Source organism: Curvibacter fontanus, from assembly GCF_054780335.1.
Map to the genome: position 1 here is coordinate 177,810 of NZ_BAAGWN010000004.1, position 26,377 is coordinate 204,186.

At 66.7% G+C, this 26,377-nt stretch carries 24 protein-coding genes, 1 pseudogene and 1 riboswitch; of the genes and pseudogenes, 14 read left to right on the forward strand and 11 right to left on the reverse strand.

What is annotated here, in order from left to right; all coding sequences use genetic code 11:
• Nucleotides 1–342: 342 nt before the first annotated feature.
• On the forward strand, nt 343–1,614 hold the full coding sequence (locus ACYVH8_RS02425) for an HD-GYP domain-containing protein (protein ID WP_460487284.1): 1,272 nt from the start codon (nt 343–345) through the stop codon (nt 1,612–1,614).
• Between the two features lie 81 nt (nt 1,615–1,695).
• Here ACYVH8_RS02425 and frc (ACYVH8_RS02430) read toward each other — a convergent pair whose 3' ends face one another.
• The 3 genes from frc (ACYVH8_RS02430) to oxc form a co-directional block, all read right to left on the reverse strand.
• Nucleotides 1,696–2,943 carry a formyl-CoA transferase gene (gene frc, locus ACYVH8_RS02430; protein WP_460487285.1) on the reverse strand — a complete coding sequence of 416 codons (1,248 nt, stop codon included), beginning with the start codon at nt 2,941–2,943 and terminating at the stop codon, nt 1,696–1,698.
• Nucleotides 2,944–3,184: 241 nt separating this feature from the next.
• Nucleotides 3,185–4,456 (reverse strand): formyl-CoA transferase, encoded by a 1,272-nt coding sequence (gene frc / locus ACYVH8_RS02435; protein WP_460487286.1) that lies wholly within the window; start codon nt 4,454–4,456, stop codon nt 3,185–3,187.
• 37 nt (nt 4,457–4,493) lie between these two features.
• Entirely contained in the window at nt 4,494–6,227 is a 1,734-nt protein-coding gene (gene oxc / locus ACYVH8_RS02440; RefSeq protein WP_460487287.1) for an oxalyl-CoA decarboxylase, read from the reverse strand.
• Between the two features lie 288 nt (nt 6,228–6,515).
• Between oxc and ACYVH8_RS02445 the strand changes: the two genes are divergently transcribed.
• Nucleotides 6,516–7,124 (forward strand): Crp/Fnr family transcriptional regulator, encoded by a 609-nt coding sequence (locus ACYVH8_RS02445; protein ID WP_460487288.1) that lies wholly within the window; start codon nt 6,516–6,518, stop codon nt 7,122–7,124.
• Nucleotides 7,125–7,200: 76 nt separating this feature from the next.
• On the opposite strand, the gene ACYVH8_RS02450 is transcribed toward ACYVH8_RS02445, so the two are convergent.
• The 8 genes from ACYVH8_RS02450 to zapB form a co-directional block, all read right to left on the reverse strand.
• Nucleotides 7,201–7,443 (reverse strand): BON domain-containing protein, encoded by a 243-nt coding sequence (locus ACYVH8_RS02450; RefSeq protein ID WP_460487289.1) that lies wholly within the window; start codon nt 7,441–7,443, stop codon nt 7,201–7,203.
• A gap of 20 nt (nt 7,444–7,463) precedes the next feature.
• Nucleotides 7,464–8,993, reverse strand: coding sequence for a tripartite tricarboxylate transporter permease (locus ACYVH8_RS02455; protein ID WP_460487290.1), 1,530 nt, complete (start codon nt 8,991–8,993; stop codon nt 7,464–7,466).
• 37 nt (nt 8,994–9,030) lie between these two features.
• Complete coding sequence (locus ACYVH8_RS02460; RefSeq protein WP_460487291.1) at nt 9,031–9,552, reverse strand: tripartite tricarboxylate transporter TctB family protein; 522 nt, start codon at nt 9,550–9,552, stop codon at nt 9,031–9,033.
• A 152-nt stretch (nt 9,553–9,704) separates the two neighbouring features.
• Entirely contained in the window at nt 9,705–10,694 is a 990-nt protein-coding gene (locus ACYVH8_RS02465; protein WP_460487381.1) for a Bug family tripartite tricarboxylate transporter substrate binding protein, read from the reverse strand.
• A gap of 435 nt (nt 10,695–11,129) precedes the next feature.
• Complete coding sequence (locus tag ACYVH8_RS02470; protein WP_460487292.1) at nt 11,130–12,068, reverse strand: methionyl-tRNA formyltransferase; 939 nt, start codon at nt 12,066–12,068, stop codon at nt 11,130–11,132.
• An 88-nt stretch (nt 12,069–12,156) separates the two neighbouring features.
• On the reverse strand, nt 12,157–12,957 hold the full coding sequence (locus ACYVH8_RS02475) for a sulfite exporter TauE/SafE family protein (protein ID WP_460487293.1): 801 nt from the start codon (nt 12,955–12,957) through the stop codon (nt 12,157–12,159).
• A gap of 257 nt (nt 12,958–13,214) precedes the next feature.
• Complete coding sequence (locus tag ACYVH8_RS02480; protein ID WP_460487294.1) at nt 13,215–13,544, reverse strand: cell division protein ZapA; 330 nt, start codon at nt 13,542–13,544, stop codon at nt 13,215–13,217.
• Nucleotides 13,541–13,771, reverse strand: coding sequence for a cell division protein ZapB (gene zapB / locus ACYVH8_RS02485; RefSeq protein ID WP_460487295.1), 231 nt, complete (start codon nt 13,769–13,771; stop codon nt 13,541–13,543). Before zapB ends, ACYVH8_RS02480 begins: the two co-directional genes overlap by 4 nt.
• Nucleotides 13,772–13,821: 50 nt before the next feature.
• A riboswitch (cobalamin riboswitch) is annotated at nt 13,822–14,057 on the forward strand.
• Between the two features lie 69 nt (nt 14,058–14,126).
• Between zapB and ACYVH8_RS02490 the strand changes: the two genes are divergently transcribed.
• The 12 genes and pseudogenes from ACYVH8_RS02490 to ACYVH8_RS02545 all read left to right on the forward strand — a co-directional run bounded on the left by ACYVH8_RS02490 (nt 14,127) and on the right by ACYVH8_RS02545 (nt 26,376).
• Nucleotides 14,127–15,971 carry a TonB-dependent receptor domain-containing protein gene (locus tag ACYVH8_RS02490; protein WP_460487296.1) on the forward strand — a complete coding sequence of 615 codons (1,845 nt, stop codon included), beginning with the start codon at nt 14,127–14,129 and terminating at the stop codon, nt 15,969–15,971.
• A 5-nt stretch (nt 15,972–15,976) separates the two neighbouring features.
• Nucleotides 15,977–17,335, forward strand: a complete 1,359-nt coding sequence (locus tag ACYVH8_RS02495; RefSeq protein WP_460487297.1) for a cobyrinate a,c-diamide synthase — start codon at nt 15,977–15,979, stop codon at nt 17,333–17,335.
• A gap of 5 nt (nt 17,336–17,340) precedes the next feature.
• On the forward strand, nt 17,341–18,153 hold the full coding sequence (locus ACYVH8_RS02500) for an ABC transporter substrate-binding protein (protein ID WP_460487382.1): 813 nt from the start codon (nt 17,341–17,343) through the stop codon (nt 18,151–18,153).
• Nucleotides 18,150–18,782 carry a bifunctional adenosylcobinamide kinase/adenosylcobinamide-phosphate guanylyltransferase gene (cobU, locus tag ACYVH8_RS02505; protein ID WP_460487298.1) on the forward strand — a complete coding sequence of 211 codons (633 nt, stop codon included), beginning with the start codon at nt 18,150–18,152 and terminating at the stop codon, nt 18,780–18,782. Before ACYVH8_RS02500 ends, cobU begins: the two co-directional genes overlap by 4 nt.
• The gene (locus tag ACYVH8_RS02510) at nt 18,779–19,660 is read left to right on the forward strand and encodes an ABC transporter substrate-binding protein (RefSeq protein WP_460487299.1); all 882 of its coding nucleotides are present in this window, start codon (nt 18,779–18,781) and stop codon (nt 19,658–19,660) included. The genes cobU and ACYVH8_RS02510 overlap by 4 nt, the downstream gene beginning before the upstream one ends.
• On the forward strand, nt 19,657–20,748 hold the full coding sequence (locus ACYVH8_RS02515) for a FecCD family ABC transporter permease (RefSeq protein WP_460487300.1): 1,092 nt from the start codon (nt 19,657–19,659) through the stop codon (nt 20,746–20,748). The genes ACYVH8_RS02510 and ACYVH8_RS02515 overlap by 4 nt, the downstream gene beginning before the upstream one ends.
• Nucleotides 20,749–20,840: 92 nt before the next feature.
• A pseudogene (locus ACYVH8_RS02520) lies at nt 20,841–21,536 on the forward strand (ABC transporter ATP-binding protein); the annotation flags it as partial.
• A 9-nt stretch (nt 21,537–21,545) separates the two neighbouring features.
• Nucleotides 21,546–22,193 carry a cob(I)yrinic acid a,c-diamide adenosyltransferase gene (gene cobO / locus ACYVH8_RS02525; protein WP_460487301.1) on the forward strand — a complete coding sequence of 216 codons (648 nt, stop codon included), beginning with the start codon at nt 21,546–21,548 and terminating at the stop codon, nt 22,191–22,193.
• A 2-nt stretch (nt 22,194–22,195) separates the two neighbouring features.
• Nucleotides 22,196–22,906 (forward strand): 5,6-dimethylbenzimidazole synthase, encoded by a 711-nt coding sequence (gene bluB, locus ACYVH8_RS02530; protein WP_460487302.1) that lies wholly within the window; start codon nt 22,196–22,198, stop codon nt 22,904–22,906.
• The gene (gene cbiB, locus ACYVH8_RS02535; RefSeq protein WP_460487303.1) at nt 22,899–23,867 is read left to right on the forward strand and encodes an adenosylcobinamide-phosphate synthase CbiB; all 969 of its coding nucleotides are present in this window, start codon (nt 22,899–22,901) and stop codon (nt 23,865–23,867) included. Before bluB ends, cbiB begins: the two co-directional genes overlap by 8 nt.
• Nucleotides 23,864–24,871: an aminotransferase class I/II-fold pyridoxal phosphate-dependent enzyme gene (locus tag ACYVH8_RS02540; RefSeq protein WP_460487304.1), complete on the forward strand. Its 1,008-nt coding sequence runs from the start codon at nt 23,864–23,866 to the stop codon at nt 24,869–24,871. Before cbiB ends, ACYVH8_RS02540 begins: the two co-directional genes overlap by 4 nt.
• Nucleotides 24,868–26,376 (forward strand): cobyric acid synthase, encoded by a 1,509-nt coding sequence (locus tag ACYVH8_RS02545; RefSeq protein WP_460487305.1) that lies wholly within the window; start codon nt 24,868–24,870, stop codon nt 26,374–26,376. Before ACYVH8_RS02540 ends, ACYVH8_RS02545 begins: the two co-directional genes overlap by 4 nt.
• Nucleotide 26,377: the final 1 nt, after the last annotated feature.

Below are 26,377 nucleotides of genomic sequence, written 5' to 3' on the forward strand. Positions count from 1 at the left end.
CAGGCCTGCAGGAGATCGAACAAGGCGTCGATATCGGCACGGGCTTATCTGCGTTGGCGCTCCTTCCCGTAGTCTTCGTAGCCGCCAGGTGGAAGCTTGCGGCATACGCTCTCGGCGCTGGCCTTGCTGCCTTCGTACCAGGCCCGGGTCGTGCAGCCGGTGGCTGACGCGCGCAGGTGTCACGCGTGTGTCATCGGCGTGCTTGCAAATTCAGGTGGTGCTGCAGGACTTGTAGCAAAGCGGTTGATTCTTCATGGTCAAGGCGCTGCGCGGACGCTTTCCCTGGCATAGAATCGACAGCGCCTGCGTGGATCTAAGGGTGGTGGCAGGCACGAAATTCCCATGAAGTCTTCCGATACCGAACTGATAGATATCAACGAGCTGCGCATCGGGCTCTACGTCGAACTCGATCTGGGCTGGATGTCGCACCCCTTTCCCACCGGCAGCTTCAAGATCAGTTCCAACCGCCAGATCGAGACCATCCGCGGTCTGGGTCTCACGCAGGTGCGCTTTGTGCCGGCCAAGAGCGATCCGCCGCTGGACGGCGCATCCAGCCGGCCGGCCATGGACGAAAACGCGGCCGCGCTTGCCCTGGCCCAGGAGCGCGAGTTCCGCCAGCACCGCGCCCTGCAGATCGAAGCCCAGCAGAAAAGCCTCAAGGCCTGCGAGCAGAAGTTCGGCGCTGCCCAGCAATTCTTCAAACGCGTGCAGGAGCAGGTGCTCGATCAGCCGCTGGCCGTGCGCGACGAGTGCGTGACCGTCATTTCCACCTTTGTCCATGAGATGAACTGCGACGGCGAGGCGGCCATCCGTCTGCTGTCCGAAGGGGTGGGCGAGCGTGCCGCCATGCACCCGGTCAACGTCACCATCATGAGCCTGCTGCTGGGCAGGGCCATGGGCCTGGCCGGTCAGACCCTGGTCGATCTGGGTGTGGCATCCTTCCTGCACGATGTGGGCAAGCTGCAGCTGCCGCAGCGTGTGCGCTGGTTCGAGGACGGTTTCTCCATGGAGGATTTCAAGCTCTACCAGGAGCACGTGAGCAAGGGCGTGGCCATCGCCAACCGCATGCAGCTCAGCGAAGGCGCGCTGATGGCGATCGCCCAGCACCACGAGCTGATGGACGGCACCGGTTTCCCCATGCGCCCGCCCAGCAGCGAACTGACGCAGGCGGCGCGCATCCTGGCCCTGGTGAACCGTTACGACAACCTGTGCAATCCGCTGCGCCAGGTGGCGGCGCTGACGCCGCACGAAGCCCTGTCCCTGCTGTTTGCGCAGCACAAGGCGCGTTTCGACAACATCGTGCTGAGCGCCTTCATCCGCATGATGGGTGTGTACCCGCCCGGTTCGGTGGTGCAGCTGATCGACGGCCGTTACGCGCTGGTGGTCTCGGTCAACTCCGTGCGCCCGCTCAAGCCGCGGGTGATCGTGCACGAACCGACCGTGCCCAGGCACGAGGCGCTGATCCTGGACCTGGAAAGCCAGCCGGGCATCGGCATCCGCCGCAGCCTCAAGCCGGCCAGCCTGCCGGTCGACGCGCTGGAGTACCTCGGTCCGCGCCAGCGCATCGCTTACTACTTCGAGAATTCGGGGCCGGCGCCCCTGGCCGACGCCTGAGCGTCCTGCGGCACCCCATGAAAAAGCCAGGGCATGCCCTGGCTTTTTCATGGGGTGCCGGCCAGCGGTGCGGGCGCGCGATCAGATCGCCTTGGCGGCGCGCAGCTCATCGAGCTGGGCCTTGCTGTAGCCCATCTGGGTGAGCACCTCGACGGTGTGCTCGCCCAGCAGCGGCGAGCGCGTGACTTCGGTCGGGCTGTCCGAGAGCTTGATGGGGTTGCCCACGCTGAGGTACTTGCCGCGCACCGGGTGATCGATTTCCACGATGGTGCCGGTCTCGCGCAGGGAGGGGTCCTCGGCGATTTCCTTCATGGAGAGGATGGGGCCGCAGGGGATGTCGAACTCGTTGAGGATGTCCATGGCCTCGAACTTGGTCTTGGTCTTGGTCCACTCCTCGATGCGCGCGAAGATCATCTTCTGGTGCGGCAGGCGGGCCTGCGGCGTGGCGAAGTGCGGGTTGGTGATCCAGTCGTCCTCGCCGATGACCTTGCAGATGGCCTGCCAGGCATTGGACTGGGTGATGAAGTAGATGTAGGCGTTGGGGTCCTTCTGCCAGCCCTTGCACTTGAGCACGGCACCGGGCTGTCCGCCGCCCGAGGCGTTGCCCGCTCGCGGCACGGCTTCGCCGAACTCGATGTCGGGGAACTGCGGATACTCCTTGAGCGCGCCGGTGCGTTCCAGCCGTTGCTGGTCGCGCAGCTTGACGCGGCACAGGTTGAGCACGGCGTCCTGCATGGCGGCCAGCACCTTCTGGCCGCGGCCGGTCTTCTCGCGCTGGTAAAGGGCGGTGACGATGCCCAGGGCCAGGTGCAGGCCGGTGCCGCTGTCGCCGATCTGCGCGCCCGTGACCATGGGCACGCCGTCCGGGTCACCCGTGGTGGAGGCTGCGCCGCCCGTGCACTGGGCCACGTTTTCGTAGACCTTGCAGTCCACATAGGGGCCGGGGCCGAAACCCTTGACCGAGGCCAGGATGATGCGGGGGTTGATCTCCTGGATCTTCTCCCAGGGGAAGCCCATGCGGTCGAGCGCGCCGGGGGCGAAGTTCTCGACCATCACGTCGCATTCCTTGATCAGCTTGACCAGCACTTCCTTGCCCTTGGGGTTCTTGGTGTCCAGGGTGATGGAGCGCTTGTTGTGATTGAGCATGGTGAAGTAGAGGCTGTCGGCGCCGTCGATGTCACGCAGCTGCGCGCGCGTGGCATCGCCCTCGCCGGCCTTTTCCACCTTGATCACGTCAGCGCCGAACCACGCCAGCAACTGGGTGCAGGTGGGTCCCGACTGCACGTGGGTGAAGTCGAGGATGCGGACTCCTTCGAGTGCCTTGGTCATGAATGAACTCCTGATGCTAATGATAAAAAATTCTTATGAGTCGACCAGACGGGTCTTCTATATGACTTGAGCCATTATAGGGGCTTCGATACCGTCGAAACATAGTCGTTTCTTATGCGCTGGCGGATCCGCACTGATGGATGCAAAGAGCAGGGCGGCAAAGGTCGCTGCAATGACATGGGTGCGCTGGCCGGGCAAAAAAAACGGCGCCCGAAGGCGCCGCTTTCGTATCCGGGCGGTCTCAGACGGCTTTCTTGCCGTGCATGGCCGTGATCTGGTCCTTGCTGTAACCCAGCTCGGCCAGCACCTCGTCGGTGTGTTGGCCCAGCAGCGGAGACGCCGTGACTTCGGGCTTGAGGTCCGAGAACTTGATCGGGCTGCCGATGGTGAAGTAGCTGCCGCGCACGGGGTGCGGCACTTCCACGATGGAGCCGCTCTTGCGCAGCGATTCGTCGACCAGCAGTTCCTTCATGGACAGCACCGGGGCGCAAGGGATGTCGAACTTGCGGAAGATGTCCACCGCTTCGAACTTGGTCTTGTCCTTGATGAAGTCTTCGATGGTGGCGAAGATGTCCATGATGTGCGGCTGGCGGGCCTTCGGGGTGGTGTACTTGGGATCGGTCTTCCACTCGGGTTTGCCCAGCGCGTCGCAGATCGGCTCCCAGGCGTGGCCCTGCACCGTGAAATAGATGTAGGCGTTGGGATCGGTCTGCCAGCCCTTGCACTTCAGGATCCAGCCCGGCTGGCCGCCGCCACCGGCGTTGCCGCCACGCGGGGTCACCTTGTCCTTGAAGGCTTCCATCTCGTGCGGGTACTGGGGGTACTCTTCCAGGTAGCCCAGACGCTCCAGGCGCTGCTGGTCGCGCATCTTCACGCGGCACAGGTTCAGCACGGCGTCCTGCATGGACACGGCGACCTTCTGGCCCTTGCCGGTCTGCTGGCGGCCGATGATGGCGGTCAGGATACCGATGGCCAGGTGCATGCCGGTGTTGCTGTCACCCAGGGCGGCAGCGGAGATGGTGGGCTGGGAGTTCTCGCCCTTCCACCAGCCGGTGGTCGAGGCGGAGCCGCCGGCGCACTGGGCCACGTTTTCGTAGACCTTCAGGTCTTCGTAGTGATGGCCGTCGCTGAAGCCCTTGACCGAGGCCAGGACCATGCCGGGGTTGAGCTTCTGGATGTGCTCCCAGGTGAAACCCATGCGGTCCAGCGCGCCGGGACCGAAGTTCTCGACCATGACGTCGGACTTCTTGATCAGCTTCTCCAGCACTTCCTTGCCTTCGGCTGTCTTGGTGTCCAGCGTCAGCGAACGCTTGTTGCTGTTGAGCATGGTGAAGTACAGGGCGTCGGCATCGGGGATGTCACGCAGCTGGCTGCGGGTGACGTCGCCGGCGCCCGGGCGCTCGACCTTGATCACGTCAGCGCCGAACCAGGCCAGCAGCTGGGTGCAGGCGGGACCGGCTTGCACGTGCGTGAAGTCGATGATCTTGATGCCCTTGAGGGGTTTGTTGGACATGTTGCAGTTCTCCTTGTGGGTTGTTGCGTTTGAAAAATCAGTGCTTCTTGGTAGCGGCGCTGGTCGGGTTGAGGCTGGTGATACGACCGCTTTCGGTGCCGGCTTTTTCGTCGATGATGGCGTTGATCAGGGTAGGCTTGCGCGACTTGATGGCTTCTTCCATGGCCTTGCGCAGCTCGGCCGGGGTGTTGGCCTGCACGCCGACGCCGCCGAAGGCTTCCATCAGCTTGTCGTAACGGGCGCCCTTGACGAAGACCAGGGGCGAGGGATCCTTGCCGCCCGTCACGTTGACTTCGTCGCCGCGGTAGACGCCGTTGTTGTTCATGATCACGATGCAGACCGGCAGGTTGTAGCGGCAGATGGTCTCGACTTCCATGCCGCTGAAGCCGAAGGCGCTGTCACCCTCGATGGCGATCACCGGCTGGTTGCTTTCCACGGCGGCGGCCACGGCAAAACCCATGCCGATGCCCATCACGCCCCAGGTGCCCACGTCAAGGCGCTTGCGCGGCTTGTACATGTCGACGATGGAACGGGTGAAGTCCAGCGCGTTGGCGCCTTCGTTGACCAGGATGGCGTCCGGGTTGGCCTTGATGATGTCGCGCACCACATTGAGCGAGCTGTGGTAGTTCATCGGCGAGGGATCCTTGGCGAGGGTCTCGGCCATCTTGGCGATGTTCTTGTTCTTGCGCTCGGCGACGGCGTTGGTCCACTCGGCCGGGGGCTTGGCCCAGTTGGAGCCCATGCCGGTGAGCAGGGCGGACACGCAGGAACCGATGTCACCCACCAGCGGGGCGTCGATGGCCACGTTGCTGTCGGCTTCGGTGGGGGAGATGTCGATCTGGATGAACTTCTGGTTGCCCGCGTTCTTGTGGTCCTTGCCACCCCAGGTCTTGCCCTTGCCGTGCGAGAGCAGCCAGTTCAGGCGCGCACCCACCAGCATCACCACGTCGGCTTCCGGCAGCACGAAGGAACGGGCGGCCGAGGCCGACTGCTCGTGCGTGTCGGGCAGCAGACCCTTGGCCATGGACATGGGCAGGTAGGGGATGCCGGACTTCTCGACCAGGGCCTTGATGTCGGCGTCGGCCTGGGCGTAGGCGGCGCCCTTGCCCAGCAGGATCAGCGGCTTCTTGGCGCCCTTGAGCAGGTCCAGGGCGCGCTTGACGGCGTCCGGGGCCGGGATCTGGCGCGGAGCGGGATCGACCACCTTGATCAGGGAGGCCTTGCCGGCGGCAGCGTCCATGGCCTGGCCGAACAACTTGGCGGGCAGGTCCAGGTAGACACCACCCGGGCGACCGGAGACGGCGGAGCGGATCGCGCGGGCGATGCCCACGCCGATGTCCTCGGCGTTGAGCACGCGGAAGGCGGCCTTGCACAGGGGCTTGGCGATGGCCAGCTGGTCCATTTCCTCGTAGTCGCCCTGCTGCAGGTCGACGATCTCGCGCTCGGAGGAGCCGGAGATCAGGATCATGGGGAAGCAGTTGGTGGTGGCGTTGGCCAGAGCCGTGAGGCCGTTGAGGAAGCCGGGGGCGGACACCGTCAGGCACACGCCGGGCTTGCCGGTCATGAAGCCGGCGATGGCGGCGGCGTTGCCGGCGTTCTGCTCGTGGCGGAAGGAAATGACGCGCATGCCTTCGGCCTGCATCATGCGGGTCAGGTCCGTGACCGGAATGCCCGGCAGGCCGTAGATGTTGTTGATGCCGTTGAGTTTCAGAGCATCGATGACCAGGTGGAAGCCGTCGGTCAGTTCTCTGGATTGAGCGTCGTTGGACATGGTGGAGTCTCTCTCGGTTTTAGACGTCTTTGAAAGTCGGGCAACCCGGCTGGCAAATACTTGCGGCTCCTCGAATCTGGTGGCCCCGGGAGCGCGCAATCGGGGTTTCCGGCGATGCCTGACGCCCGCACACGACTCGTGCTGGCAGGGTCCATTTGCATCGACGGGTTATGATAGGAAGCGATTCAGTTTCCGCCATTGACCACGGTCAATTTTCGGGACAAATATCCGGTTTCCGAGGGGGGCCGGCCCGATACCGGCGCGAGCACGCAATCCCGACCCTGGCCCATGACATCCATCGAGAACCACCCCGAAAAGAACATCATTCGGGTTCAACTCCGACAGAACGAGGTGCTCAAGGGCATGGGTGCGGCGTCGCATGAGGAGCTGGAACAGCACCTGACGCTGGTGGACTGCAGCAAGGGCGATTTCCTGCTGCACCAGGGCGTGCACGAGATGGAGCAGTATTTCATCCTCGACGGCGTGCTCAAGCGGGTGGTGGCCAATCCCCAGGGCAAGGAGATGATCCTGCGCTTTGCCGCCGAGCGCGAGATGGAAACCAGTTACGCAGCATGGTCTCTCAAGACGCCCACGCCCTACAGCATCGTCTCGGTGACGAAGGCGAGGGTGGTCAAGCTGCCCCTGCCCGAGTGGATCGCCTTCCTGGAGCGCCACCCCGAGGAAAAGCGCCTGTTCGAGTATTGCGTGATGAACCTGATGAGCGAAATCATGGCCCACACCATCACCCTGCACCTGCTGGACGCGCCGGGTCGGGTGCACCGTTTCCTGCGCAAGCATCCCGAACTGTTCGACCGCATCCCCAAAAAAGAGCTCGCGGCCTACCTCAACCTGTCGGCCGAGACGCTGAGCCGGCTCAAGCAGCGCGGCAAGATCTGAGCCGCAAAAAAACAGGGCCTGTTCCGTGAGGAAGCAGGCCCTTTTCGATTGCCCCTGAGGGCAGGAAGCCAGGGGTTCAGGTCTTCGAGCAGATGAAGATGCGCGAGGAGGTCATCAGGCGCAGCCGGTTTTCGACGCCGGTCACGCCCGGGACCAGGGACGCGATCTTCTCCGCATCGGCCTGTTCGTCGCTGTTGACGACGATGCCCTTGAGGATCACGCGGCCCTTCTGGGCTTCGTTGGTGGTGTTGACTTCCTGCGTGGTCTTGCTGTCCTTGAGCGCGGAGCGCACGCGGGCCGCCAGGGTCAGATCCACCACCTCGTGGCGGACGGGGACGCTCAGTCCACCCCGCGCTGGGCAGCGAACTCGTCCTGCTTGGGCGGCTTGATCCGTGCGATCAGCTTGGAGATCAGCGGCCAGAGCAGCAGCAGCAGGGCCAGCGTGGTGATGGTGCCGACCAGCCAGTTGTCGTACATGATGGCAAGATCACCCTGTGCGACCAGCATGGCCTGGCGGAACGAGTCCTCGGCCTTGTCCCCCAGCACCAGGGCCAGCACCAGCGGCGCCAGCGGATAGTCGAGTTTCTTGAACACGTAACCGACCACACCGAACAGCAGCATGAACCAGATGTCGAGCATGGCGTTGTGCACGGTGTAGGCGCCGATCGCGCAGATCACGATGATCACCGGGGCGATGATCGAGAAGGGGATGCGCAGGATCGAGGCGAACAGCGGCACGGTGGTCAGCACCACGATCAGGCCGACCAGGTTGCCCAGGTACATGGAGGCGATCAGGCCCCAGACGAAGTCCTTCTGCTCGACGAAGAGCAGCGGGCCGGGTTGCAGACCCCAGATCAGCAGGCCGCCCAGCAGCACGGCGGCCGTGGGGGAGCCCGGGATGCCGAGGGCCAGCATGGGCAGCAGGGCGGCGGTGCCCGCGGCGTGGGCTGCGGTTTCCGGAGCGACCACACCTTCGAGTTCGCCGGTGCCGAACTTGGCGCCGTTCTTGGACATCTTCTTGGCGATGCCGTAACTCATGAAGGACGCCGGGGTGGCGCCACCGGGGGTGATGCCCATCCAGATGCCGATCAGCGAGGCGCGGATCGAGGTGGCCCAGTAGGCGGGCAGCTTCTTCCAGGTCTGCCAGACGACCTTGGGGTCGATCTTGGCGCTCTTGCCGGAGAAGGCCAGGCCCTCTTCCATGGACAGCAGGATTTCGCCGATACCGAACAGGCCGATCACCGCGATCAGGAAGTCGAAACCGCGCATCAGTTCCGTCCAGCCGAAAGTCAGACGCAACTGGCCGGTCACGGTGTCCATGCCGACGGACGCCAGGGCGAAGCCGATGGTCATCGAGGCCAGGATCTTGAAGGGCGAGCCCTTGCCCATGCCCACGAAACTGCAGAAGGTCAGCAGGTAGACCGAGAAGAATTCGGGCGGGCCGAACTTCAGGGCGAACTTGGCCACCATCGGCGCCAGGAAGGTGATCATCACGACGGCCACGAAGGCGCCCACGAAGGACGAGGTGAAGGCGCCGGTCAGGGCCTCACCGGCATGGCCTTTCTGGGCCATGGGGTAGCCGTCGAAGGTGGTGGCGACCGACCAGGGCTCCCCTGGGATGTTGAACAGCACCGAGGTGATGGCGCCGCCGAAGAGGGCCCCCCAGTAGATGCAGGACAGCATGATGATGGCCGAGGTCGGGTTCATGCTGAAGGTCAGCGGCAGCAGGATGGCCACGCCGTTGGCGCCGCCCAGGCCCGGCAGCACGCCGATCAGCACGCCGAGGACGATGCCCACGACCATCAGTAGAAAGTTCATGGGCGTCATCACGACGGCGAAGCCCTGGAACAGTGCGTTGAGTTCTTCCATTTTCTTTAAGTCTCCGTAATTCCTGAGGTTTTCGTGCTCAATAACCCAGGAAGCTGAGCATGTCGTAGGCGCCCTTGTGCAGGGGGACCTTGAACCAGACTTCAAACATCATGAAGAACACGGCGTTGACCGCCAGAGCGATGGTGACGCTCTTGAGCCAGCTGTACTTGCCCAGGATGATCATGAACAGGGCGATGTAGACGGCCGAAGCGACGTAGATGCCGATCAGCTGGATGGCGCCCACGTAGACGGCAGCGGGCAGCAGCACCGAGAGCACACGGCCGAGCGATTCGCGGTCGACGAACACCTCGGTGTTCTTCTCCTTGCCGGCCAGCGCCTGGTAGAGCACGCCGATGCCGGAGATGCAGAGGATCAGGCCGATATAAAAGGGGAAATATCCGGCGCCGGGGCCGTCGCTGGTCCATTCGGAGCCGAGCTTGCGGCTGCCGTAAATGACGATGCCGCCCATGACGATGACCAAAACCGCGACGACCGCATCAATGATGTTGGTGGCTACGCCGGTGCGTTCGCCTTCGTGTGATTCCATATTCGATTCCATGACGAAAGATGTACTGATGAGCTTTTTCGGGCGGCAGATAACGTGGGTCAGCGCCAGTCTGGACTGGCTACCGTCCCGCTATGCTTTGCTTGGGAGGGGGGAGAGGGCGGGCCGGCCGGGTGGCCGGTCCCGCTTATCGGTTTTGTACTTGCTTACTTGGCCAGGAAACCGGCATCCTTCATGAGGCCGCGATGGGTTTCTTCGGCAGCGACGAGCCACTTGTTGAAGTCGGCGCCGGTCATGAAGGTCTGGTTGAAGGCGCCCTTTTCCATGTACTCCTTCCAGTCCGGAGTGGCACGGATCTTGTTCATCAGGTCGATGTAGTACTTCAGCTGGTCTGCGGTGATGTCAGGCGCCGCGAAGATGCCGCGCAGCATGACGTAGTCAGCCGGCACGCCAGCTTCCTTGCAGGTCGGGATGTCATTCCAGGACTGGGTGTCGGTCACCTTGGCCTTGTAGGGCAGGCGGACGTCGTCGAACACGCACAGGGCGCGCAGCTTGCCGGCGCGCCACTGGGCCACGGCTTCAGCCGGGTTGTTCACGCTGGAGTCAACGTGGCCACCGACGAGCTGCACGGCCACTTCGCCACCCCCCTTGAAGGGGATGTAGATGAACTTGGTGCCCGTGGCCTTTTCCAGACCGACGGTCAGGATCTGGTCTTCCTGCTTGGAGCCGGTGCCGCCCATCTTCATCTTGTTCGGGCCGGCGGCCTTCACGGCGTCGATGTATTCCTTGGCCGTCTTGTACGGCTTCTCGGCATTGGTCCACAGCACGAACTGGTCCAGCGCCATCATGGCGACGGGCGTCATTTCCTTCCAGTTGAAGGGAACACCGGTGGCCAGGGGCGTGGTGAACAGGTTGGACAGGGTGATGATGATCTTGTGCGGATCGCCCTTGGCTTCCTTGACCGAGAGGAAGCCCTCGGCGCCGGCGCCGCCGGACTTGTTCACGACGATCATGGACTGGTTCATCAGTTTGTGCTTGACGATGATGCCCTGCATCAGGCGGGCCATCTGGTCGGCGCCGCCACCGGTGCCGGCGGGCACCACGAACTCGACCGGCTTGGTCGGTTCCCAGGCCATGGCCGGCAGCGAGGCGCTCAGCCCGGCCGCAGCGATCACGGCAGTGGCCGCAGCCACCATCCGGGTTTTCAGTTGGGCTTGAAAGATCTTCATCTCTTGTCTCCTTTTGATGGAATGTTTACAGATCGGAACCACTCTGCATTAGCCTCTCGATGAGCTTGAGGCTATCGGTGTGCAGCTACTGTGAAATTTTCTCGCGAATTTGCTCTTGATTGCGGTCAACTTTTCAGAATTTTTCGCGGGCCCTAGGGTTTCTACGAGTGGGGATATTGCGTACGCTCGCAGTGCTGTCGTGGGCCTGCTCCAGCAGGTTTTTTCGATGCGCCCCGTCTCTTGCACGCAATCTCGCATGCTACTCCCGTACCCGGGTTTTGAACATTAACTTTCATTCTGATACGCATCAACGGCCTCTTATGTTTGCCGTTGACGCGCGCTGAAACAAAACGGGCAGCCGCTGGCTGCCCGTGTGATGTGAAGCAGGGCGCGAGGCCGCCTTCAGCCGCCGCTCTTTTTCTCGCTGGCCGGCTGCAGGCCCTGGTTGCGCGCGAACTCGCCGGCCTCCATCTTCTTGCCGCCTTCGGGTTTGAGGCGCAGCACCTCGATCATGCCGCCCTGGGCATTGATGAACAGAGACTTCTCGGTGATCTGCGCGATCTCGCCGGGCTTGCCGCGCACCGCGCCGTAGGTGCGCACCGGGTGTTTGCGGCAGTCGAAGAGGGACACCTTCCCGCCCCCCAGCTCGCACCAGGCGCCGGGCGCCGGGTTGCAGGCGCGGATCAGGTTGTAGACCTGGTCCACGTGGTTGGCCCAGTTGATCTTCGACTCCTCGGCCTTGAACCAGCCTTCATAACCGGCCTGGCTTTCGTCCTGGGCCGTTTCCCGGTGCTTGCCGGCCAGAACAAGGTCGGCAGCCTCCAGCATGGCGGCCACACCCTGGGGGAAGAGATGGTTGAAGTAGACGTCACCCAGTGTGTCGTCGGGACCGATCGCGCAGCGCTTCTGCAGGATGACCGGGCCCTCGTCCAGGCCGTCGGTGGGGCGGAAGATGCTCAGCCCCGTCTCGCTGTCGCCGCGCGCGATCGGCCAGTTGATCGAGGAGGGGCCGCGGTATTTGGGCAGCAACGAAGGGTGGTACTGGATGGTGCCGTGCTTCGGAATGCTGACGAAGGACTGCGGAGCGAACTGCAGCACATAGGCCATGATGCCGAGCTCGACGTTCAGGGCGCGCAGGGCCTGCTCGGCTTCGGGGCTCTTGAGGCTGGGGAACTGGAAGACCGGAAGGCCGGCCGCTTCGGCCGCGGCACGCAGGGCATCAGGTTTCTCGCCCGGCTTCTCGGGTTTGCAGAACACGCCGGCGACCTCGTCGCCGCGTGCCAGAAAGGCTTCCAGCACGGCCTTGCCGAAATCCTGCTGGCCGATGATGGTGATGCGCATGGGTTTCTTGTCTCCTCGGAATTCAGTGCGAGCTTATAGAAGCCGGATTATCCGTGGCTTACAGGGCGGACCTATCAGCCAGGCGATATCAACGCATCAGAAAATAGGCCGCCAGCAGGTAGAGCACCACGGCGAAGGCGCGCTTGAGCGGGCGGATGTCCATGCGGTGCGCGGTGCGCGCGCCCAGCGGGGCCGTCAGGATGCTGGTCATGGCGATCACCAGCAGGCCGGGCAGGTAGAGGTAACCGAAGGCGCCGGGCGGCATGTCGGGCAGGCCGCGCCCGGCCCAGATGTAGCCCAGGGTGCCGGCCAGCGCGATCGGGAAACCCAGCGCGGCCGAGGTGGCCACGGCCTGATGGATCTTGACGTTGCACCAGCTCATGAAGGGCACCGAGACGAAGGCGCCGCCCGCGCCCACCACCGAGGACAGCAGGCCGATCACATTGCCCATGCCGAACATGCCCAGGCCGCCGGGCAGTGTGCGCGTGGGCTTGGGTTTGCGGTCGATGAACATCTGCGTGGCCGAGTAGGCGATGAAGAGCGAGAACACCATGCCCAGCACACGGGTGGGCAGGGCTGCGGCGATCTGCGCGCCGATCAGGCCGCCGAGCACGATGCCCGGCGCCAGCAGGCGCGCCACCGGCCAGAGCACGGCGCCGTGCTTGTGGTGCGCGCGCACCGAGGAGAGCGATGTGAAGCAGATCGTGGCCAGCGAGGTGGCCACCGCCATCTTGACCACGACCTCGGCCGGGAAGTCCTTGGCCTCCAGGATGATGGTCATGAAGGGCACCATGATCATGCCCCCGCCGATGCCCAGCAGGCCTGCGAGAAATCCGGCACACACGCCCATCAGGGCCAGTTCAACGATCAACTGGGGTTCAAGCAACATCGGGGGAAAAGAGTCGGGCGCGCGGAGTATAGGTGTCTGCAAGTGCCATCAGGCCGCATCCTGAACCGGGGTTCAGGTGGGCGAGGTCAGCGTTGGCTTTGGGTTCATCTGACGCGAGACGATCACGCTAGCCAGGCAATTTCCAAGCCCGGGCTCAATGAGCATTGGTTCAAGGAATTTAAAGCCCGATGGCATTGCAGACGAGGCCATTGTAGGCCTTGGCATCATCACCGTGTGACTTGGCGCCATCGGGGGGGTCAGATCAGCTGTCCGTCCTGCCCCAGCGCGGTATCGACCCGTTCGATCAGCGCGCCCAGCACGGCGTCGGCCCCGTTGCCATGGGCGACGGGGCTGGCGGCACGAGGCGCTGCGGCCGTCACCGGGGTGGCGCGGTCGCTCAATTCGAAAGCCAGGTTCAGCGCGGCCAGCACGGCGATGCGGTCGCGTGCCTTGACCTTGCCGGCGTCACGGATCTTGCACATGGCGGTGTCCACGCGCTCCACGGCTTCGAGCAGGCTGGTTTCGCCGCCTTCGGGGCAGCCCAGCAGATAACTCTGGCCCATGATCTGCACCTCGAGCTGTTTCATGCGGCGTCCTTGGGGCCATCGGTTTCGGCCGGCTCGGACAGGCGCTCCAGCAAGGCGTCGACGCGGGAGCGCGCCGCGCCCAGACGTGACTTGAGCTGGTCGCGTTCAGCCGTCAGCGCGTCGAGCTGATCGGTCAGCAGCTCGTTGGTGCGCTGCAGTTCCGCATGGCGCACCAGCAGGCGCTCGACACGCTCGACCAGCTGTTCGATTTGGCTCGGATTCGACATAAGGCCTTCAAATTAGTCTTGCAATTGTAGGGTTTAGGCAAGATTTCGAAAGTAAAATCACGATTGTTGGTGCTCGCGGTGTGGTTCACATGCCGCAGTTCAACGGGAAGCAGGAGGGTGAGCCAACCCGGCAAACCTAACCTGCGCTGCCCCCGCAACGGTAAGTGGACGCGTCGCAAGACGCCGCTTTCATCATTTAGCCACTGGCTGCCCTGAACAAGCAGCCGGGAAGGCGATGAAGGTCGTTTCCACCAGCCCGGATACCGGCCAATGAGGTGGTTGTGCGCCTGCGCGCAACCGTGACGTCCATGCCCTGGCGGGGAAGCCGGGGAGGGCTTCGGTTCCATTCTTCATCATGAAAAACTGTTCTTCGTACGCGCGCCCGGCCGGGCTGGTGCTGGCCGCTGCATTTCTTTCCTTCACTGCACAGGCCCAGACCGTGGCTGTTCTGGGCGAAACCGTGGTCACGGCCACCCGCTCGGCGCAGCCCCTGAGCGACCTGGTGGCCGATGTCAGCGTGCTGGACCGCGACACCATCGAGCGCAGCGGCGCCGTCGGCCTGGCCGACGTGCTGGCCCGTGTGCCCGGCGTCGAGATCGTGCGCACCGGCAATCTGGGCTCCACCACGAGTGTCTACCTGCGCGGCGCCGAGACCCGTTTCACGGCGGTCTACATCGACGGCGTGCGCGTGGATTCCCAGTCCACCGGCGGCGCAACCTGGGAAAGCATCCCCCTGAGCATGGTGGACCGCATCGAGGTGCTGCGCGGTCCGGCCAGCGCGGTCTATGGTTCGGACGCCATGGGCGGCGTGATCCAGATCTTCACCCGCAAGGGCGAGGGGCCGTTTGCACCTTACGCGAGCGCCGGTCTTGGCACCTACGGCACCTACCGCGCGGAAGCCGGTTTCAGCGGTTCTCGACAGGCTTTCGACTATGCCCTGGGCCTGAGCGATGAAGGCAGCAAGGGTTTCAACTCCCGGGTCGCAGCCAACCAGAACCCGGACGACGACGGTTACCGCCGGCAATCGGTCAACGCCCGCCTGGGCCTGCAACTGGACCCGGCCCATCGCCTGGAAGCCTCGGCAGTGACCAGCAATCTGGATTCCCAGTACGACAGCGCCACGAGCAATGACGACCGCAACCTGCACCAGCTGCAGACCACGGGGCTGAACTGGCAGGCGCGCTGGAGCGGGGCCTACAGCACCCGCTTGAGCGTGAGCGATTCGCGCAGCCGTTACGAAACCAAGCCCTCACCCTACCAGACGCTGACCCAGTTGCGCGGTTACCTGCTGCAGAACAAGTACCGCGTGGGCTCGCAGCTGTTCACGGCCGACCTGGAGCGGCGCGAGGACAAGCTCGACAACGCCAGCACCACGCCCCCGACCACCCAGCGTTCGCAGAACGGCCTGGCCCTGGGCTACGGTCGCAGCGAGAGGCAGCACAGCCTGCAGCTGCATGCGCGCCAGGACCAGGACAGCGAATTCGGTGTCCAGGGCACGGGCAGCATCGCCTATGGTTATGCGCTCACCCCGTCATGGCGTCTCACCGCCTCGGGCGGCACGGCCTTCCGTGCGCCCACGCTGTACCAGCGCTTCAGCGTGTACGGGGTCGCCACCCTGCAGCCTGAAAGCAGCCGCAACGTGGAGATGGGCGCGCGCTACAGCGCAGGCACGACCAGCTGGGGGGTGGTCGTCTATCGCAACATGGTCAGCAACCTGATCACCTTCTCCTCGCCCGGCCCGTGCGCCTCGTCCTTTGGCTGTTATGCCAACACCGCCCAGGCCGAGTACGCAGGTCTGACCTTCTCGGGCAACCAGCGCGTGGGCCAGGTGAACCTTCGTGCGTCCCTGGACGTGCAGGACCCGCGTGACCGCAGCACCGGCCTGATGCTGGCGCGCCGTTCCAACCAGCATGCCACCCTCGGTGCGGACACGCGCCAGGGCCGCTGGACCTATGGCGCTGACGCCCAGCTCTCGGGTCGGCGCTATGACGACGCTGCCAACACCGTGGTCCTGCCCGGTTATGTGCTGCTCGGCCTGCATGCCCGCGCTTCGATCGCCCGTGACTGGTCGGTCCTGATGCGTGTGGACAACGCCACCGATGCGCAGTACCAGTTGGCCAACACCTATGCCACGCCGGGCCGCTCGCTCTTCGTCTCGCTGACCTGGGCGCCGGGCCCGGCGCCCGCAGCGGCACAATGACCGCCATGTCCAAAGCCGCGCCTTGTCCCGCCGTGCTCGTTGCCGCCCCGGCCTCGGGGCAAGGCAAGACCACGGTCACGGCGGCGCTGGCGCGCCTGCATGCCCGCCAGGGACGGCGTGTGCGGGTCTTCAAGTGCGGCCCGGATTTTCTGGACCCGTTCTGGCACACCCTGGCCACCGGCGCCCCCGTGCACCAGCTGGACCTGTGGATGACCGGTGAGGCCGACTGCCGCGCGCGCCTGGCCCTGGCGGCGCGGGAGGCCGACCTCATCATCGTCGAGGGCGTCATGGGCCTGTACGACGGTCAGCCCAGCGCGGCCGATCTGGCGCAGCACTTCGGTCTGCCCGTGCTCGCGGTGATCGACGCCTCGGCCATGGCCGGCACCTTCGGCGCGCTGGCCTACGGCCTGCAGCACTACCAGCCGGGTCTGCGCTGGGCCGGCGTGCTGGCCAACCGCGTGGGCAGCGCGCGCCATGCCGGGATGCTGCAGCAGGGCCTGCGCGAGCCGCAGCACTGGCTCGGCGCCATGCAGCGCAACCCGGCCCTGGTCCTGCCCGAACGCCATCTGGGTCTGGTCGCCGCCACCGAGCTGGGTGACGCGCAGCAGCGGCTGGACGCCGCAGCCGACGCCCTGGCCGACACCCCGCTGGGGCGCCTGACGCTGGACGAACTGCGCCAGCGCTGGAGCGTGGACTTTCCCGCGCCTGGAGTGGCAGCCCCCCCGCCTGCGTTGCTCAAGGGCAAGACGGTGGCCGTGGCCAGCGACGCGGCCTTCTGCTTCATCTACGCCGCCAACATCGACTGCCTGCAGTGCCTCGGCGCGCGCGTGGTCTTTTTTTCGCCGCTGGCCGACAAGGCCTTGCCGGCCTGTGACGCCGTCTGGCTGCCCGGAGGTTATCCGGAGCTGCACGCCGCGCGCCTGGGCGCCAACCTGGGCCTGCGCGACAGCCTGCGGGCCCACGTGGCGGCGCACAAGCCGCTGTGGGCCGAATGCGGCGGCATGATGGCCCTGTTCGAGCGGCTCACCGACGGCGCGGGTCTCACGCATGAGCTCTGGGGCCTGCTGCCCGGCACGGTCGCCCTGCAAAAACGCCTGGCGGCACTGGGCCCGCAGAGTCTGCAAATCGGTGACGGGCAGTTGCGCGGTCACACCTTCCATTATTCGACCTGCGACACGCCGCTGCAGCCCCGGCTGCGCACCACGCGGCCCGCACAGACCGCTGCGGCCGGGGAGGGCGAGGCGGTGTACCAGCAGGGCTCCATCGCGGCCAGCTACTTCCACGCCTGGTTCCCCTCCGATCCGGCCCTGGTGGGGCGGCTCTTCAGCGAGGGGCTGCCGCTTCCCCGGGAGTTGGCCGCATGAGCGACATGCCCGCGCCCGGCCCGCAGCGCATCGTCTGCCTGACCGAGGAGACCACCGAGTGGCTCTACCTGCTGGGCGAGGAGCGGCGCATCGTCGGCATTTCGGGCTACACCGTGCGGCCGCGCCGCGCGCGCGAGGAAAAACCGAAGATCAGCGCCTTCCTGAGCGCGAAGATCGAACAGATCGTCGCCTTGCAGCCCGACTGCGTGTTCGGTTTCTCGGACCTGCAGGCCGACATCGCCAGCGAGCTCATCCGCAAGGGCATCCCCGTCACGGTGTTCAACCAGCGCAGCGTGGACCAGATCTTTTCCATGATGTACCAGGTGGCCGCGATGGTGGGGCAGGCGGAGCAGGGCGCACAGCGCATCGCGGCCCTGCGACAGGGCCTGGAGGGCATCCGCGCCGCGGCGGCCGCCTTGCCGCGCCGCCCGCGCGTGTACTTCGAGGAATGGGACGAGCCTCCCATCAGCGCCATCCGCTGGGTCTCCGAGCTCATGGGCATCGCCGGCGGTGAGGACATCTTTCCCGAGCTGGCCCAGCAGCCCATGGGCAAGCAGCGCATCGTGGCCGATCCGCTGGAGATCGTGCGCCGCGCGCCCGACATCATCATCGGCTCCTGGTGCGGCAAGAAATTCCGCCCCGAGAAGGTGGCCGCGCGGCCCGGCTGGCAGGACGTGCCCGCCGTGAAGCACCAGCAGCTCTTCGAGATCAAGTCGGCCGACATCCTGCAGCCCGGGCCGGCGGCACTCACCGACGGCATAACCCGGTTGCACCGCATCATGGTGGACTGGGCCGCGACTGGCGGAGCGCGAGCATGAGCGCCGACTGGCCGTCCCAAGGCGCGAGGCCCCCCTCGGGGGGCAGCGAGGACACGTCAGTGCCGAGCGTGGGGGCCACATTCGCACGCAGCGAACTCATCCTCGGCGGCCAGCGCAGCGGCAAGTCGCGCCGCGCCGAAAGTCTGGCACGCACCTGGCTGGCGCAATCTGCGCGGCACCGCGCTGTGCTGATCGCCACGGCCCACGCCGGCGACGAGGAGATGCGCGCGCGCATCGACCACCACCAGCGCGAACGCGCCCTGCGTGTGCCGGGCTTGCAGACGGTGGAAGAACCCCTGCAGCTGGCCCAGGCACTGGCTGCGCACAGCCGCCCCGACACCCTGCTCGTGGTGGACTGCCTGACCCTGTGGCTCACCAACCATCTGATGCCGGCCAGCGGGGCTGCGGGCGAGCCGCCCATCGAGCCGATGCTGCAGGCCCTGCGCGCGGCCGCGGGCCCGGTGGTGCTGGTCGGCAACGAGATCGGCCTGGGCGTGATCCCCATGGGCCGCGAGGTGCGCGACTTCGTCGATACCCTGGGCCGCCTCAACCAGGACGTTGCGCGCGTCTGCGAGCGCGTGACCTTGATGGCCGCGGGCCTGCCGCTCACGCTGAAAGGAAGCCCATGAAACGCCTGCTCGGCTGCCTCCTGCTGGCCCTGGGCCTGGGCCTGCCGGCCGCGGCATTGCAGATCACCGACGACCGCGGCGTGCTGGTGACGCTGGCGCAGCCGCCGCAGCGCATCGTCAGCCTGCTGCCTTCGCTCAGCGAAACCGTCTGCGAGCTGGGGCGCTGCCAGCACATCGTGGGCGTGGACCGTTATTCCAACTTCCCGGCCAGCCTGCAGAAGCTGCCCCAGGTGGGCGGCGGCCTGGACCCGAACATCGAGCTCATCGTGGCCCTCAAGCCCGATGTGGTGCTCATGGCCGCGTCCTCCCGCGCGGGCGATCGGCTGGAGGCCCTGGGCCTCAAGGTGGTGGCGCTGGAGCCCAAGAGCCACAAGGATGTGCAGCGCGTGACGTTCAAGCTGGGCCAGCTGCTGGCGGTGCCCGACACGGCCCGCATCTGGCGCGCCATCGATGCCGGGGTGTCGGCGGCGGCCCAGGCGCTGCCGGCCAGCGTGCGCGGCGTGAAGGTCTATTTCGAGGTCAACCCCGGGCCCTATGCGGCCAGCGAGTCGTCCTTCATCGGCGAGACCCTGACCCGCCTGGGCGTCCAGAACATCGTGCCCGCCAGGCTCGGCCCCTTTCCGAAGCTCAACCCCGAATACATCGTGCGTGCCAATCCCGATCTCATCATGATCGGCCAGCGCAGCGCCGAAGGCCTGATGAGCCGGCCCGGCTGGCAAGGCATACGCGCGCTGCGCGAGCAGCGGGTCTGTATCTTCCCCACGGAAGAAGCCAATGTGCTGGTGCGTCCCGGGCCCCGCATGGCCGAGGCAGCGCGCCTCATGGCCCGCTGCCTGGAGAGCAAGGCGCCTAAAACAGTCGCAGGAACCAGACCGTGAAACAGCCGCGGGTGGCCTGGACCCTGCTGATCAGCGTGTGGCTGGCCTTCGGCCTGGCGGCGTTGGGCGTCTGTGTGGGCAGCGCCGGCTTCGAGAACCTGCTGCAGCCTCTGCTGAACCCGGCCCTGGACCCGGGACAGACCGCCATGGCAAAACAGATCGTCTGGGAGATCCGCCTGCCGCGCACGCTGGGCGCCTGGGCCGCGGGCGCCCTGCTGGGCCTGGCGGGCGCCGTGGCGCAAGGGCTGTTTCGCAACCCGCTGGCCGATCCCTATCTCTTGGGCAGCGCTGCCGGCGCCGCGCTGGGCGTGGCGCTGGCGCTGGCCGCGCTCGGTGGCGCGGCGGGCATGCTCGGAGGAGCGGCCGGGGCGGGCAATATGATGAACAGCGGCGTCGCCGTCAGCGTGTTTTCCAGCAGCGTCTGGGTGCGCCTGGGCCTCACGGGCGCGGCCTTCATCGGCGCCGTGCTCGCGGTGCTGCTGACCCTGGTGCTCTCGCGCGGCGTGGGCCATACCCTGCGCCTGTTGCTGGCCGGCGTGGTGGTGGGGGTGGTGCTGGGCGCCATGACGCACCTGGTGCTGCTGTTCTCGCCCGACTCCCTGCAGGCCATGCAGGCCTTCATGCTCGGCTCCACGGCCTTTGTCGGCTGGACCTCCTGCGTGCTGATGGCCGGCGTGTGGGGCCTGTGCGGGCTGGCCGCCTGGCTGCTGGCGCGGGTGCTCGACGGCCTGAGCCTGGGCGACGCCACCGCCATCAGCCTGGGCCTGCCGGTGGCCCCCATGCGCGCGGCCCTGGTTGCCGTGCTCGCCTTGGCCACGGGCACGGCGGTGGCGCAGACCGGTCTGATCGCCTTCGTCGGCCTGGCCGCGCCGCACCTGGTGCGCTCCATCGTCAAGACCACGCACGGCCACCTCATGCTGCTCTCCAGCCTCGTGGGCGGCGTGCTGCTGATGGCGGCCGACACCCTGGCCCGCGGCCTGATCGCCCCGCAGGAACTGCCCGTGGGTGTGCTGACGGCCGTGCTGGGCGGCGGTTATCTGCTCTGGCTGATGCACCGTGGCGCCGTACGCACCGGGAGTCCGGCATGAACGCGCCCATGCCTTTCCCTGCCCTCCGTGCCGAGGCCGTCGAGGCGCATCTGGGCCATGGCCCGGCCCGCACACCGGTGCTGCACGGGGTGTCACTGGACATCAGGGCGGGCTGCTGGACCAGCATCGTCGGCCCCAATGGCGCGGGCAAGTCCACCCTGCTCAAGTGCCTGGCCGGCCTGCTGCCGCATCGCGGCAGCGTGGCGCTGCTGGGCCAGCCGCTGTTGGCCTTGCCGCAGCGCGTGCGGGCGCGCCAGCTCGCCTGGCTGGGGCAGAACGAAAGCTCGGCCGATGATTTGATCGTCCGGGACGTGGCCATGCTCGGCCGCCTGCCGCACCAGCCCTGGCTCAGCGCCCCCAGCGCGGCCGACCACGCGGCCGTGGAGCAGGCCCTGCGCGCCACCCAGGCCTGGGACTGGCGCCATCGCCCGCTGGGCCAGCTCTCGGGCGGCGAGCGCCAGCGCGTGCTGCTGGCGCGCGCGCTGGCCGTGCAGGCGCAGGTATTGCTGATGGACGAACCCCTGGCCAATCTGGACCCGCCGCACCAGGTGGACTGGCTGCTGCTGGTGCGTGAGCTGGTGCGCCAGGGCAGGACCGTGGTCAGCGTGCTGCATGAAATTTCGACGGCTTTGCAGGCCGACGCGTTGGTCCTCATGGCGCAGGGCCGCATCCGCCACCACGGGGGCTGCAAGGATGCCGCCACGCACCGCGCGCTGGAGCAGGTGTTCGATGAGCGCATCCATGTCCAGCAGGTGGCGGGGCAGTGGATCTCCTTGCCCAGACTTTAGGAGCACGCCATGCAGATCGAAACCCCTCCCACCGAGAAACCCTATGACAAGCCGGAGGGCGAGCGCCGCGGCCTGCTCATCGTCAACACCGGCGACGGCAAGGGCAAGAGCACGGCCGCCTTCGGCCTGGCCCTGCGTGCGCACGGTCGCGGCAAGGCCGTGAAGATCTACCAGTTCATGAAGGTGCCCAGCGCGCGTTTCGGCGAGCACCGCGCCTTCGAGCAGCTGGAGGCATTCCGTCCTGCGCCGGACCGCCCCAAGCAGGACAGCGGCCCCCTCGGGGGGCAGGAGCCACAGGCGACGTGGGGGCCCATGCTTGAGGGCCTGGGCGACGGTTTCAGCTGGAAGAGCCAGGACCTGGAACATTCGGCCCGGCTCGCGCGCGAGGGTTGGCAGAGGGCGAGGGCGTCCATCCTCTCGGGCGACTATTTCCTCGTCATTCTCGACGAGATCACCTACCCGCTGATCTACGGCTGGCTGTCGCTGGACGAGGTGCTGGATGCCCTGCGCACGCGGCCGAAAGACGTGCACGTGGTGCTGACCGGCCGGCGCTGCCCGCCCGAGCTCATCGCGCTGGCCGACACCGTGACCGAGATGGTGAAGGTCAAGCACGCCTTCAATGCCGGCATCCCCGCGCAGCGCGGCATCGAGGATTGACGATGCACACCGCTCCCGCCGATCCCAGGCTGGCCTTCAGTGACGCGGAGCGGCATGGCGTGTACCGTGCCATTCACGAGCGGCGCGACATGCGCCACTTTGGCGGCGGCGCCGTGTCTGGTGAGGTGCTGCTGCGCCTTTTGCGCGCGGCGCACCATGCGCCCAGCGTGGGTTTCATGCAGCCCTGGCGCTTCCTGCGCATCAGCGATGCGGGTGTGCGCAAAAGCATCCACGCCCTGATCGAGCAGGAGCGCATCCAGACCGCACGCGCCCTGCAGGAGCGCGAGGACGCGTTCATGAAGCTCAAGGTCGAAGGCGTGCTCGATGCGGCCGAGGTGCTGGTGGTGGCGCTGCCGCCGGGGCGCGAGGCGCATGTGTTCGGCCGGCGCACCCTGCCCGAGATGGACCTGGCCTCGGCCGCCTGCGCCATCCAGAACCTGTGGCTGGCCGCGCGCGCCGAGGGCCTGGGTCTGGGCTGGGTGTCGATCTTCGATCCCGTGCAACTGGCGCAGTTGCTGCGCATGCCCGCGGGCAGCAAACCGATTGCGGTGCTGTGCCTGGGGCCGGTGCAAGAGTTTTACGCCCGGCCCATGCTGCAACAGGAGCACTGGGCCAGCCGTGCGCCGCTGGCCGACATGCTGTTCGAGAACGCCTGGGACCGGCCGCTGGCCCTGGCGCAGACCCCGACGACAGGAGGCGATGCCGATGCCTGAATGGCTGCCAGCGTTCATGCCGGCGTCCGCCCTGTGGATCATCGCGGCGGCCTTGCTGCTGGCGCTGCTGATCGATGCAGCCCTGGGCGAGCCGCCGACCTGGCTGCACCCGGTGGTCGGCATGGGCCAGTACCTCGCCTTATGGTGCAACTGGCTGTTGGTGCAGCGCCCTGCGATGGCCTTCGTCGCGGGGGCCGTGCTCTGGGTCGTGGGTGCCACGGTCGTCGCTGCACTGGCCTGGAGCGCCCAGCGGTTCCTCTTGCGCGAACTGCCTGCCGTTGGGGCCGCGCTGCTGCTGGCGCTGCTGCTCAAGCCCTTGCTGGCCTGGCGCATGCTGCGCCGTGAGGTGCTGGCGGTGGAAACGGCCCTGACTGAATCGCTGGACGCCGGGCGCGAGCGTCTGAGCCGGCTGGTGAGCCGCGATGTGTCGGCCCTGAACGAAGCCGAGGTGCGCGAAAGTGCCATCGAGTCGCTGGCGGAGAATCTCAACGATTCGGTGGTGGCGCCCCTCTTCTGGTTCATGCTGCTGGGCCTGCCGGGCGCGGCGGTCTACCGGTTTGCGAACACCGCCGATGCCATGTGGGGCTATCGCGGCCGCTGGGAGTGGGCCGGCAAATGGGCGGCCCGCGCCGACGATCTGCTCTCCTGGCTGCCGGCGCGGCTCACGGCGCTCTTGCTTGCCACGGTGCATGGTGGCCTGAACTTGCGTGCCCTGCGCGCCCAGGCGCGGCACACGCCGTCCCCCAACAGTGGCTGGCCGATGGCGGCCATGGCCATGGCGCTGGATGTGCAACTGCGCAAACCGGGCGTTTATGCCCTGCATGCCGCCGGCCGTGCGCCGCGGGCCGAAGACTCGACCGCCGGCATCGGCCTGGCATCCCGGGCCGTGTGGGCTGGCGCTCTTCTGGCGATCGGCGTGCTGGTCCTGGCCGCCTGGGCCATGGAAGCGTCCCGCCCATGAGTGACATGCGCATCCATGGCGGCCCGGATGCACTGGGCGTGCCCGTGCACGACTTTTCTACCAACAGCCACGCCTGCGGCCCCTGTCCCCAGGCGCTGGCTGCCGTGCAGGCGACCGATGCCACGCACTATCCGGACCCGTCCTGCACCGGGTTACGCGAACAGCTTGCCGCCTGGCATGGCGTGGCGCCCGAGCGCGTGCTGCCGGCCGCCAGCGCCAGCGAGTTCATCTTTCGCATCAGCGCCTGGGCCGCGCAACAGGGCCGGTCCACGGTCTGGCTGCCGCCGCAGCACTACGGCGACTATGCCGCGGCCGCCCGGGCCTGGGGCCTGCGGCGGGTGGAAGACATGCAGAGAGCCGGACTGGCCTGGGCCTGCGAGCCGTCCAGTCCGCAGGGTACGGCGCAGGACGGGCTGGCCGCGCTGGCGCAAGCCGCGCCGGTCTGCGTGCTCGACCGCGCCTACGAACCGCTGCGCCTGGAGGGCACACCCACGTTGACGCAGGAGCCGTTGCAGCGTGTCTGGCAGCTCTGGACACCCAACAAGGCTCTGGGCCTGACCGGCGTGCGCGCCGCCTATGTGATTGCGCCGCTGGGCGCCTTGCAGGCGTCGGCGCAACTCGAAAGTCTGTGTCCTTCCTGGCCGTTGGGTGCGCAAGGCGTGGCGCTGCTGCAGGCCTGGGTTCAACCTGAGACGCAGGCCTGGCTGAGTGACAGCCTGAAGACGCTGCGCCGATGGAAGGCGCGGCAGATCGCGCTGTGCGAGTCCCTGGGCTGGCACTGCACGCCCAGTCTGGCCAATTACTTCTGTGCCCGGCCTCCTTTGCAGGGCGAGTCCCTGGGGCAGGCCCTGCAGAGCTTGCGTGCACAGGGCATCAAGCTGCGCGATGCCGCGTCCTTCGACCTGCCGGGCTGGGTCCGGCTGAGCGTGTTGTCGCCCGCGGCGCAGGATGCCTTGCGCGATGCATGGTGCCGGCTCACGCCGCAGGCAGGGGTCGGGGCATGAAGGCCAAGGCCGTCATGGTGCTGGGCACGACCAGCGGCGCGGGAAAAAGCTGGCTGACCACGGCCCTGTGCCGTCACTACGCGCGCATGGGGCTCAAGGTCGCGCCCTTCAAGGCTCAGAACATGAGCAACAACGCCAGAGTGGTGGCGGGGCCTGCCCTCACCCCGGCCCTCTCCCAGGGGGAGAGGGAGGGAGACGGCTGGGCGCAAGGCGGCGAGATCGGTTCGGCCCAGTACTTCCAGGCCCTGGCCGCGCGCGCCGAACCCGAGGTGCGCATGAACCCCTTGCTGCTCAAGCCCGAGCGCGACACGCACAGCCAGGTCGTGCTGCTGGGGCAGGTGGACGAGGTTCTGACACGCATGGACTGGCGCGGCCGCAGCGAGAAGGTCTGGCCCGCCGTGGCGCGCGCGCTCGATGCACTCATGGCCGGGAACGACGTGGTGGTGATCGAAGGCGCGGGTTCGCCGGCCGAGATCAACCTCATGGGCAGCGACATCGTGAACCTGCGCGTGGCGCGGCACACCGGGGCGCGCTGCCTGCTGGTGACCGACATCGACCGCGGCGGCGCCTTCGCCCATCTCTACGGCACCTGGGCCCTCTTGCCCGAGGCGGACCGCGCGCTGATCCGCGGCTTCGTGCTCAACAAGTTCCGTGGTGACGCCGCGCTGCTCGCGCCCGGCCCGCAGCAGCTGCAGGACCTCACGGGCGTGCCCACCGTGGCCACGCTGCCCATGTGGTGGCAGCACGGCCTGCCCGAAGAGGACGGCATTTTTGATGACAAGCACACGGGCGTCGGAGACATCCACACGCGCATCGCCGTCGTGGCCTATCCGCGCATCAGCAACCTCGACGAGTTCCAGCCGCTCAAGAACGTGCCCGGCGTGCAGCTGCGCTGGGTGCGCAACCCCGCCGAACTGCAGGGTGCGGACTGGCTCATCCTGCCCGGCTCCAAACACAGCAGCGGCGACCTAGCCTGGTTGAGAGAGCAGGGCCTGGACCGCGCCATCGCCGCGCATGCCGCGCAGGGCAGGGCGGTGCTGGGTGTCTGCGGCGGCCTGCAGATGCTGGGCGAGGCCCTGATCGACACGCACGGCATCGACGGCAACGCGCCCGGCCTGGGCCTGCTGCCCCTGGTCACGGCTTTCGAGCCGGCCAAGACCGTGCAGCGCACGCGCGCCACGTTTGCCGCTGTGTCCGGCCCCTGGGCCGCGCTCTCGGGTGTGGCCGTGCAGGGTTACGAGATCCACCACGGCCAGACGGCACAGCACCCGGCCATGGCGGCCGGCGGTGACGTGGCGCGTGAATTGATACCCGGCCTGGCCTGGCAGAACGCAGCGGGCAATGTGCTGGGCCTTTATCTGCACGGTTTGTTCGAAGACCCGGCCGCGCTGCAGGCGCTGTTCGGCGCCCGGGTGCCTACGCTGGAGGCTGTCTTCGAGCGCATGGCCGATTTCATTGAACAACATTTCGAACCTGGCGTGCTGGACGCGCTGATCTGTGATTGAT

What these genes read in the sequence shown, in the direction of transcription:
- ACYVH8_RS02425 (WP_460487284.1), top strand. Translation starts at nt 343, where the DNA reads ATGAAGTCTTCCGATACCGAACTGATAGATATCAACGAGCTGCGCATC.
- frc (WP_460487285.1), bottom strand. Translation starts at nt 2,943, where the DNA reads ATGACCAAGGCACTCGAAGGAGTCCGCATCCTCGACTTCACCCACGTG.
- frc (WP_460487286.1), bottom strand. Translation starts at nt 4,456, where the DNA reads ATGTCCAACAAACCCCTCAAGGGCATCAAGATCATCGACTTCACGCAC.
- oxc (WP_460487287.1), bottom strand. Translation starts at nt 6,227, where the DNA reads ATGTCCAACGACGCTCAATCCAGAGAACTGACCGACGGCTTCCACCTG.
- ACYVH8_RS02445 (WP_460487288.1), top strand. Translation starts at nt 6,516, where the DNA reads ATGACATCCATCGAGAACCACCCCGAAAAGAACATCATTCGGGTTCAA.
- ACYVH8_RS02455 (WP_460487290.1), bottom strand. Translation starts at nt 8,993, where the DNA reads ATGGAAGAACTCAACGCACTGTTCCAGGGCTTCGCCGTCGTGATGACG.
- ACYVH8_RS02460 (WP_460487291.1), bottom strand. Translation starts at nt 9,552, where the DNA reads ATGGAATCGAATATGGAATCACACGAAGGCGAACGCACCGGCGTAGCC.
- ACYVH8_RS02465 (WP_460487381.1), bottom strand. Translation starts at nt 10,694, where the DNA reads ATGGTGGCTGCGGCCACTGCCGTGATCGCTGCGGCCGGGCTGAGCGCC.
- ACYVH8_RS02470 (WP_460487292.1), bottom strand. Translation starts at nt 12,068, where the DNA reads ATGCGCATCACCATCATCGGCCAGCAGGATTTCGGCAAGGCCGTGCTG.
- ACYVH8_RS02475 (WP_460487293.1), bottom strand. Translation starts at nt 12,957, where the DNA reads ATGTTGCTTGAACCCCAGTTGATCGTTGAACTGGCCCTGATGGGCGTG.
- ACYVH8_RS02480 (WP_460487294.1), bottom strand. Translation starts at nt 13,544, where the DNA reads ATGAAACAGCTCGAGGTGCAGATCATGGGCCAGAGTTATCTGCTGGGC.
- zapB (WP_460487295.1), bottom strand. Translation starts at nt 13,771, where the DNA reads ATGTCGAATCCGAGCCAAATCGAACAGCTGGTCGAGCGTGTCGAGCGC.
- ACYVH8_RS02490 (WP_460487296.1), top strand. Translation starts at nt 14,127, where the DNA reads ATGAAAAACTGTTCTTCGTACGCGCGCCCGGCCGGGCTGGTGCTGGCC.
- ACYVH8_RS02495 (WP_460487297.1), top strand. Translation starts at nt 15,977, where the DNA reads ATGTCCAAAGCCGCGCCTTGTCCCGCCGTGCTCGTTGCCGCCCCGGCC.
- ACYVH8_RS02500 (WP_460487382.1), top strand. Translation starts at nt 17,341, where the DNA reads ATGCCCGCGCCCGGCCCGCAGCGCATCGTCTGCCTGACCGAGGAGACC.
- cobU (WP_460487298.1), top strand. Translation starts at nt 18,150, where the DNA reads ATGAGCGCCGACTGGCCGTCCCAAGGCGCGAGGCCCCCCTCGGGGGGC.
- ACYVH8_RS02510 (WP_460487299.1), top strand. Translation starts at nt 18,779, where the DNA reads ATGAAACGCCTGCTCGGCTGCCTCCTGCTGGCCCTGGGCCTGGGCCTG.
- cobO (WP_460487301.1), top strand. Translation starts at nt 21,546, where the DNA reads ATGCAGATCGAAACCCCTCCCACCGAGAAACCCTATGACAAGCCGGAG.
- bluB (WP_460487302.1), top strand. Translation starts at nt 22,196, where the DNA reads ATGCACACCGCTCCCGCCGATCCCAGGCTGGCCTTCAGTGACGCGGAG.
- cbiB (WP_460487303.1), top strand. Translation starts at nt 22,899, where the DNA reads ATGCCTGAATGGCTGCCAGCGTTCATGCCGGCGTCCGCCCTGTGGATC.
- ACYVH8_RS02540 (WP_460487304.1), top strand. Translation starts at nt 23,864, where the DNA reads ATGAGTGACATGCGCATCCATGGCGGCCCGGATGCACTGGGCGTGCCC.
- ACYVH8_RS02545 (WP_460487305.1), top strand. Translation starts at nt 24,868, where the DNA reads ATGAAGGCCAAGGCCGTCATGGTGCTGGGCACGACCAGCGGCGCGGGA.